General features: G+C 36.6%; 6 protein-coding genes and 1 riboswitch. All 6 genes read left to right on the top strand.

Features of this window, described 5'->3' with window-relative positions; translation table 11 throughout:
- Positions 1 to 1094, top strand: a 1094-nt coding sequence (locus ABZA26_RS03815) for a class I tRNA ligase family protein (protein WP_372713192.1), incomplete at its 5' end; no start/stop codon positions are given.
- 66 nt (positions 1095 to 1160) lie between these two features.
- Positions 1161 to 1637: a signal peptidase II gene (gene lspA / locus ABZA26_RS03810; protein ID WP_372713191.1), complete on the top strand. Its 477-nt coding sequence runs from the start codon at positions 1161 to 1163 to the stop codon at positions 1635 to 1637.
- Entirely contained in the window at positions 1634 to 2512 is an 879-nt protein-coding gene (glyQ, locus tag ABZA26_RS03805; protein ID WP_372713190.1) for a glycine--tRNA ligase subunit alpha, read from the top strand. The genes lspA and glyQ overlap by 4 nt, the downstream gene beginning before the upstream one ends.
- A 32-nt stretch (positions 2513 to 2544) precedes the next feature.
- On the top strand, positions 2545 to 4617 hold the full coding sequence (gene glyS / locus ABZA26_RS03800) for a glycine--tRNA ligase subunit beta (RefSeq protein ID WP_372713189.1): 2073 nt from the start codon (positions 2545 to 2547) through the stop codon (positions 4615 to 4617).
- 843 nt (positions 4618 to 5460) lie between these two features.
- A riboswitch (glycine riboswitch) is annotated at positions 5461 to 5539 on the top strand.
- A gap of 163 nt (positions 5540 to 5702) precedes the next feature.
- Positions 5703 to 6677, top strand: coding sequence for an aspartate-semialdehyde dehydrogenase (locus ABZA26_RS03795; protein WP_372713188.1), 975 nt, complete (start codon positions 5703 to 5705; stop codon positions 6675 to 6677).
- On the top strand, positions 6674 to 7627 hold the full coding sequence (locus ABZA26_RS03790; RefSeq protein WP_372713187.1) for a homoserine dehydrogenase: 954 nt from the start codon (positions 6674 to 6676) through the stop codon (positions 7625 to 7627). Before ABZA26_RS03795 ends, ABZA26_RS03790 begins: the two co-directional genes overlap by 4 nt.
- The last annotated feature ends 78 nt before the right edge of the window (positions 7628 to 7705 follow it).

The raw sequence follows: 7705 nt of genomic DNA, 5'->3' as shown, positions 1-7705 counted from the left end.
GGTGGTTCCAGACTTCACTTCTGACATCTATAGGATCTACAGGAGACGCACCTTATAAACAGGTACTTACCCACGGATTCGTAAATGACGGAGAAGGTAAGAAAATGTCTAAATCTATGGGGAATGTAATGTCTCCTGACGATGTAATCAAGACCTATGGGGCAGATATATTAAGATTGTGGTGTGCCTCTGTAGATTACAGAGAAGATGTAAAAATCTCAGAAAATATCCTGAAACAGATGGCAGAAGCCTACAGAAGAGTAAGAAATACTGCCAGATATATACTAGGAAACACAAGTGACTTTGATCCTGATACAGACAGAGTTTCTTATGAAGATCTTCCTGAGATAGACAGATGGGCGATGCACAAGCTTGAAACCCTAAAAAGAAAAGTAACTGAAAATTATAATAAATATGAGTTCTATAACCTGTTCCACGATATACATTATTTTGCAGGAATAGATATGTCGGCTTTCTATCTGGATATAATCAAAGACAGACTCTATGCTGAAAAAGGAGATTCTTTAGACAGAAGAGCTGCTCAGACAGTTATGTATGAAGTACTGGTATCTATGAACAAGATGATAGCTCCTGTCCTGTCATTCACAGCTGAAGAGATCTGGAGTAAAATACCTGAAACTTCAAAAGATGCTGAATCAGTACTGTTATCCAGCTGGTATGGAAATAACGACCAGTATATTGATGAAGAGCTTGCAGTGAAGTGGGATCAGATTATAAAAATCAGAAAAGAGGCCAATAAGTCTCTTGAAAAAGCAAGACAGGGAGAGAACAGAATAATAGGAAATTCCCTAGATGCAAAAGTACTGATGAAGATAACTGACGGAGATATGGCAAAACTTCTCCAAGAAAACAGAAAGCTCATAGAGGAAGTACTTATTGTATCGTCTCTTGAAATAGTCACAGAAAATGATGAAAGTTTCACTGAAGCAGAAGAAATAGAGGGTATGTTTGTAAAAGTGCTCCATGCTGAAGGAGAAAAGTGTGAAAGATGCTGGAAGTATTCTACAGAACTAGGAACGATAGAAGAGCATTCTACAATCTGCCCTAGATGTTCAGAAGTTCTGACTAAATAAAAAAAATCATGACGGGAATTTCCCGTCATGATTTTAAAAATAAAATTTTTCTAAGAAGGTGAATTTATGTTATATCTTCTGTTAATCCTCCTATTGATAGCTGTGGATCAAATTTCAAAATTTGTGACAGTCGGCAGAATGGTAGAGGGAGAAAGCATAGCTCTGCTGTATGATTTTTTGCATTTAACCTATGTAAAAAACAGAGGGGTTGCCTTCGGGATGCTCCAGGGGAAAATCAACATTATTTCTTTTGTGACAGTAGCAGCAATAGTCGGAATAATAATATATCTGGCAAGAAATTTGAAAAAAGGAAATATATTAGAAAATTTTGCATATTCCTTCATACTTTCCGGTGCTATCGGAAATATGCTCGACAGAATTTTCAGAGGTTTTGTTGTGGATATGATAGATTTCAGGGGGATTTGGAGCTTCGTTTTTAATCTGGCAGATGTCTGGATAAACGTAGGAGTAGCTCTTATTATTTTAGAATCTGTCATAGCAACGAAAAAAAATGAGAAAAGTATAGAGGAGGAAAGTAAATGACCTTTCAAGAAATGATATTTGCACTCCAACAGTACTGGAGTTCCAAAGGATGCATCTTGGGCAATCCTTATGATATAGAGACAGGAGCAGGGACATTCAATCCCAATACATTTCTTATGTCTCTGGGGCCAGAGCCTTGGAATGTAGCATATGTAGAGCCGTCTAGAAGACCTAAAGACGGAAGATACGGAGAAAACCCAAACAGAGTATATCAGCATCACCAGTTTCAGGTAATAATGAAACCATCACCAAAAGATATTCAGGAACTTTATCTAGAAAGTCTTAGAGTTCTCGGGATTGATCCTCAAAAGCATGATATCAGATTTGTAGAGGATGACTGGGAATCTCCAACACTTGGAGCCTGGGGACTAGGATGGGAAGTATGGCTTGATGGAATGGAGATAACTCAGTTTACTTATTTCCAGCAGGTAGGAGGACTTGAGCTAGAAGTAGTTCCTGCAGAGCTCACCTATGGTCTAGAGAGAATCGCACTGTACCTTCAGGGTAAGGAAAGTGTCTATGATCTTGAGTGGACAAAGGGAGTAAAATACGGAGATATAAGATTCCAGTATGAGTATGAAAATTCAAAGTATTCTTTTGAAAAGGCAGACCTGGGTCTCCATTTCCAGTGGTTTGATGATTATGAAAAGGAAGCTCTCAGTGCATTAGAAGATGAGCTTGTTTTCCCTGCTTATGATTATGTGTTGAAATGTTCTCATGTATTTAATGTATTGGACTCAAGAGGGGCCATCTCAACAACTGAGAGAATGTCTTATATTTTAAGAGTGAGAAACCTGGCAAAAAGATGTGCAGAGGTATTTGTACAAAACAGAAAAGATCTTGGTTATCCATTGTTGAAAAAAGAGTCAAACTAATATAATCTCGCTGCAAGAAAGGAGAGAATGACGTGAAGATCCTATTGGAAATAGGTATGGAAGAGATACCTGCAAGGTTTTTAAAGCCTGCGCTGAATGATATAGAAAAATATATTAAGAGTGAATTTGAGAGTCAAAGAGTAAAATTTGAAACCCTTAAAACTTTTGGAACACCGAGAAGACTGGTGCTTCTCGTAGATGGAGTTTCAGATAGACAGGAAGACCTTGATATAGTAAATACAGGTCCTGCAAAGGAAGTAGCTTATGATATAAACGGTGAACTTACAAGAGCCGGAGTTGGATTTGCAAAATCTCAGGGGATAGACCCAACTGATCTAGAGATTCTAGAGACTCCCAAGGGAGAATATATTGCTGTAAGAAAATTTATAGAGGGAAAAGACACAAAAGAACTTCTTCCTCAACTTCTAAAAGATCTTATCACAGGTCTTACATTTCCGAAATCTATGAGATGGTCTGATCTGCACCTTAAATTTGCAAGACCTGTTCAGTGGTTCCTGGCAATGGCAGACGATGAGCAGATAGATTTTGAAATAGAAGGAATAAAAAGTGCTCTGAACTCAAAAGGTCACAGATTTTTTGGTGAAGAATTTGAAGTAACCTCAATTGATGAGTATTTCTCAAAACTTAGAGAAAATAATGTAATTGTGGACATAGAAGAAAGAAAACAAATGATTCTGGATATGATCCAGGAGAAATGTACAAAGACTGGGGAGCAGGTACTTATAGAACCGGAGCTTTTAGATGAGGTAACAAACCTTATAGAATATCCTTATCCTATAGTGGGGACTTTCAACTCTGAATTTTTGGAGGTTCCTCAGGAAGTTCTGATTATATCTATGCAGGTTCATCAGAGATATTTCCCTATTTTAGATGATCAGGGAAAACTTTTGCCTAAATTTGTAGTTATCAGAAATGGTATCTCTTCATCTGAGCATGTAAGAAAAGGTAATGAAAAAGTTCTTTCTGCAAGACTTTCTGATGCGAGATTCTTTTATCAGGAAGACCAGAAAAAATCCCTGGAAGAGTTTGTGGAAAAACTATCTACTGTAGTATTCCAGAAGGACCTGGGAACTATAGCACAAAAAATCTCAAGAACTAAAAAACTGGCTGAATATATGACAGAAAAGCTGTCTCTGAATGATTCAAAAGAGGATATTCTGAGAACTATTCACCTGGCAAAGGCTGACCTAGTGTCAAACATGATAGGGGAAAAAGAGTTTACGAAACTTCAAGGGTTTATGGGAGCAGACTATGCACTGAAGGCCGGGGAGAAAGAAGTAGTTTCAAAAGGTATAGAGGAACACTATTATCCTAGATACCAGGGAGACCAGTTACCTCAGGGTATAGAGGGAATAATTGCAGGGATATGTGACAGAATGGACACCCTTGTAGGATGTTTTGGTATAGGGATGATTCCTAGCGGTTCTAAAGATCCTTTTGCCCTAAGAAGAGCTGCTCTTGCAATTGTAAATATTATTTTAAATTCAAAACTTAGCATCTCTTTGAAGGAACTTACTTCTAAAATGCTTGATATTTTAGAAGAGGATAATGTTCTCAAGAGACCTAAAAAAGAGGTTTTGGATGAGATGATGGAATTTTTCAGACAAAGGTCTGTAAATGTCTTTGCAGATAAAGGGCACAGAAAAGATGTAATCAGTGCTGTCCTTAGTGTAGACTGTGACGTCCTTCTCGAGGCATCTGAAAAAATAGAGACTCTAGAGAGAGTTTCTAAGGAAGATGGATTCAATGACCTGGTACTTCTTTTAAAAAGAGTAGGAAATATTTCCAAAGATCATCCTGAAGGATCAGTTTCGACTGAACTATTAGTAGAAGATGCTGAAAAGGAACTTCATAAATTTTATGTGGATCTTGATTCTAAAACAGAACTTAATCTTCAGACGAAATCCTATGAAGAGTTCTTTAGAAATATTCTGGCTGGTAAAGATATAATAAATAGATTTTTTGACAGTGTAATGGTAATGGATAAAGATGAATCATTAAAAAGCAACAGACTTACTCTACTTAAATCTCTCAATGAGATATTTAACAGAGTAGCTAAACTGAATTTAATAGAAGAAAAATAAAAAAATGGTGTCTTCGGACGCCTTTTTTTCATCTAATGGGAAAAAAACTAATATTTTTTTAAAAAAAATTAGTTTTTATTTGTAGTGAATAATTGGTATATAGATGTAGATGTTATCAATTAAAAGATCATTAAACTTTTATTAAATTTGTGTGGATTAAAGAAGTTTGCAATGGTCAAACGTATGTTAACCTTTGTTTTTATTGACTTATAGAAGTTTGAAGTTCTGAAACAGATCTGAAATTCTGTCTAAATTCAATAAAAATTCTGTATTGCAGATAATTATTTATTAAAATTTTTTAACTTGACGTTAATGACTTATAACTGCTATTATACATAAAAGTTCTTCCTAGAAGGACAAAGTGATAAAAAACAGTAAAAATGTTTGGAAAATAAAAATAAAAGTTGTGATGCAATTCGTCACAAACTTATAGAGGAGAGAAAATACTATGTTTAGACTAACTATAACCACGACCACCATAATTATTAGGTAGGGTTTGTAATCAGATTTTCACTGATTCAGACCCATTTTGGATTAATAAAAATGTGGTATGTTTCTAAGTGGGATAGGGTCTAAAAAGTATCAAAAGCCCGTTTAGAACATATGTTCTAAACGGGCTTTTTTTTATAAAACTAAATAGTTAAAACCTCATCAAGCAAAGATATTTTTTAGCCAAAGCAATATGTGGCTAGAGCTGACAGTGATTAAGTATAATTTTTACCGGTGGGAGCAAAATAGTTTTAAAGAAATGAAAAAAACTTTTGACATTTCTTTGAAAATCTATTATTATATTGTTCAACAAAGTAAATATTTGTCGAGTCATTGACAGCTTAATATAATCGGATGAAGGTATAGGGAGAGAGCTGCTAAAAGCAGCCACCGAAGAAGTAAATCTTTCAGGTAAATGGACCTATGCTGGACGAACCTCAGGAGAGAACTGTTTGATCAGTCACCGAAGGAGTAACACTCTCAGGTAAAAGGACGGAGGAAAACCCACGCGTTATTTTTGCGTACGGATTGTTTTCTTGAGGTTACATTTTTGTAACCTCTTTTTATATATTTAAATTTTTTAGGGGGGATTATCAATGAGTTATGTTGTAGCGGTAGTAGGGGCAACTGGTATGGTAGGAAGAAAAATGTTACAGGTACTTGAAGAGAAAGAGTTTCCTGTTAAAGAAATAAAGCTTTTGGCTTCAGCTAGATCAGCTGGAAAGAAGATGGTTTTTAGAGGTAAAGAAGTAGTTGTAGAGGAGCTTAAACCTGAAAGTTTTGTAGGGGTGGATGTAGCACTATTTTCTGCCGGGGGAGAAACAAGTAAAAAGTTTGCACCTGAAGCAGCAGAAAGAGGAGCCATCGTAGTGGACAACTCAAGTGCCTGGAGAATGACGGAAGGGGTTCCGTTAGTTGTACCAGAGGTGAATCCAGAGGCTATAGGAGAAAGTAAGATAATAGCAAATCCAAATTGCTCAACGACACAGTGTGTGCTTCCATTAAAAGTTGTACAGGACCTATTCGGACTTAAGAGAGTGGTATACAGTACTTATCAAGCTGTTTCAGGGTCAGGAAGAGACGGTATAGAGGAACTTCAGGAAGGGAAAAGATTTTATCCTTATCCGATAAAAAATAACTGCATTCCGCATATAGATGTATTCTTAGATAATGGCTACACTAAAGAGGAAGAAAAAATGATAAATGAGACTAGAAAGATTCTTGAACTACCAGAGTTACCGATAACGGCAACTTGTGTCAGAGTTCCTGTACTCAACTGTCATGGAGTTTCAATAAACATAGAAACAGAATCAGAAGTTGATATTCAACAGCTGAGAGAAGCACTGCAGGATTTTCCAGGAGTTGTGTTATATGACGACCCTAAAAACAATGTGTATCCCATGGCAACGGAATCAGATGAAAAAAATGAGGTATTTGTAGGAAGACTCAGAAAGGATCCGAGCATAAAAAACGGTCTTAATATGTGGGTAGTAGCAGACAACCTAAGAAAAGGTGCAGCAACAAACACCGTACAGATAGCAGAGGTACTTGCAAAAGGGGGAAAACTATGAAGTTAGGAGTAATAGGATTAGGTACTGTAGGTGAAGGAGTTTTAAAAATTCTTACACTTGAAAAAGATAGATTAGAATCTATGTTTGGAGAAAAAATCGAAGTTGTAAAAGTATGTGACCTTGAAGATAGAGAGTTTCCATTTGGGAAATTTAATTTTACAAGTGACTATAAAGAGATATTGCAAGACGAAAATATTCATACTGTTGTAGAGCTAATCGGTGGAATAGGAATAGCCTTTGAGATAGCAAAAGAGATATTGGGATCAGGAAGAAATCTAGTGTGTGCAAACAAGCATCTTATAGCCACTCACGGAAAAGAGCTTTTTGAACTTGCAGAAAAAAACGATGTTAAGTTTTTCTTTGAAGCAGCTGTTGCAGGGGGAATACCAGTTGTAACACCTCTTAAAGAGGGACTTTTCCCAAATAGATTCCAAAGAATAAGAGGTATTCTAAACGGGACATGCAACTATATGCTTTCTAAGATGGAAGAAGGTATGAGTTATGAAGAAGCACTCAAGGATGCTCAGGAAAAAGGTTATGCAGAAGCAGATCCTACATTTGATGTAGCCGGTATCGATACAGGACATAAAATAAGTGTTCTTGCATACCTGGCATGGGGAGAACTGAAAGAGTTTTCGACTATCCCTATAACAGGAATAGACAAAATCACCAAGGAAGATGTGGAGAAGGCTAAGGCAGCTGGTAAAAGATATAAGCTTTTAGGTGAAGCGTTTAAAGAAGATGGAAAACTCATAGTAAGAGTATCTCCTCAGCTGGTTGAGAATACTGAACTTCTATATGATGTAGGGGGAGTGTATAACGCTGTGGAAATAGACGGTTCTTATACAGGGAAAACAATATTCTTCGGTGAAGGAGCAGGAATGGACGCAACTGCTTCGGCAGTGGTATCAGACATATATAAGGTTTTAGCCAGTCGTTCTTGGAATTAATACGAGGGGGTAAGGAGAATGGCATTAATAGTACAAAAATTTGGTGGAACAAGCTTAAAAGATACTGCAAGGCTACAG

Source organism: Ilyobacter sp. (assembly GCF_041583315.1).
Classification (GTDB): domain Bacteria; phylum Fusobacteriota; class Fusobacteriia; order Fusobacteriales; family Fusobacteriaceae; genus Ilyobacter.
Note: the sequence above shows the minus strand (reverse complement) of the source record. Positions and strands in the feature narration are given on the sequence as shown.